Origin of the sequence: Clostridium tanneri, assembly GCF_033659955.1 — a bacterium.
Taxonomy (GTDB): domain Bacteria; phylum Bacillota; class Clostridia; order Clostridiales; family Clostridiaceae; genus Clostridium_AM; species Clostridium_AM tanneri.
The window spans coordinates 1-1,387 of the sequence record NZ_JARUJP010000070.1 but is presented as its reverse complement, the minus strand read 5'-3'; the positions used below and the strand labels follow the sequence as shown (position 1 = coordinate 1,387).

Below are 1,387 nucleotides of genomic sequence, written 5' to 3'. Positions count from 1 at the left end.
CGGATTGACCCCTTTGTTTTGGACAAAACCTAACAAATTCTCTATTTTTCTTAAATTTACACTTTTATCTTAATGTTAGTTAGGTTTTCTCCAAAATGAAGGTTATAAAATTCATTTGGTGACATAAACCTTAAGCTTGAATGAAGTCTTCTATTGTTATAGAATTCCATGAATTCGTTTACTGTTTCGTATGCTTCTGCATAAGTTTGAAATTCATTGATTTTTAAACATTCATCCTCAAGAATTCTGTGAAATGATTCTACATGTGCATTTTTATTTGGTGTTTTTACTGGAATTCTCTCATGCGCTATCTTAATTTCCTCACAGCATTGGCTAAATTTATGGCTTACAAATTGTGGACCGTTATCTGTTCTTATTACAGGTTTTTTAGCTCCTTCCTCAAATAGATTTCTTCTTATCAGGCACTTTCTAAGTAATGCGGCAGCATCCTTAGCTTCACAGTGTAATCCCATATGGTAATCAATAATGCTTCTATCGAAGATATCAATTAAGTTTAGTATGTAGAAGAACTTGTCCTCGCCTTGAATATAGCCATATTTTATGTCCATTTCCCATAGCTGATTTGACCCTGTTATTATCCTATTAACTGCAATAGTTCTCTTTACTGTAGGCTTGATTACTCTTTGGTCTTTAAGTATGCCAAGCTCTTTACAGAGCCTATAAACCTTTTTATGATTGATTATAAGATTATAATATTTTCTTAAATGATATGTTATTTTTCTATATCCATAGTTAATAGCATCACCTTCGATGGATTCCATAATAAACTCTTTAATCTGCTCATCGCATATCTTGTTATTATCTTTGTCTATGCTGTACCCTTTAGGTTTACCGCCTGGCGGCTTCTTCTTTTCCTTGCCTTCTACACTTAAGCTGTAATAGTATGTTGATCTACCTAGTCCAACAACCTTTAGCACAAAAACTGCGTTATATCCTTGCTCTATATATTTTTTAGCTATTTCTACTTTATCTTTAATTGAGGGTTGGCTTTTTTTATTAAATCTTTAAGTATTGCTATTTCTAAATCTTTTTCTCCTAAAAGTTTTTTAAGTTGATCATTCTCCTTTGTTACCTCTGTAAGATCATTTTCAAGTTTTTTATCTCCCTCAATTAAAGTCTTTCTTCCTGGTTTGACCTTAATTTTATCCTTATTCTTAGACTGTTTTATCCATGTAAATATTGTTGATTTGGATATCCCATGTCTTCTTGAAACTAAAGAAACATTCCCAACCTCTTGTACTTCTCTTATTATCTCTTCTTTCAATTCTTTTGTATAACTTTTACCTTTCATAACTTACCTCCAATCACTTTCTACATTATAATAAATGTATAGGTAATTGTCCAAGATATTTTCGGGGCTTAAGAG

2 protein-coding genes are annotated in these 1,387 nt (G+C 31.6%); both read right to left on the bottom strand.

Annotated features, from left to right (window positions below):
- Positions 1-56 precede the first annotated feature (56 nt).
- Entirely contained in the window at positions 57-938 is an 882-nt protein-coding gene (locus tag P8V03_RS18955) for an IS3 family transposase (protein WP_318799368.1), read from the bottom strand.
- Positions 939-982: 44 nt separating this feature from the next.
- Complete coding sequence (locus P8V03_RS18950; RefSeq protein ID WP_318799367.1) at positions 983-1,312, bottom strand: transposase; 330 nt, start codon at positions 1,310-1,312, stop codon at positions 983-985.
- Positions 1,313-1,387 lie beyond the last annotated feature (75 nt).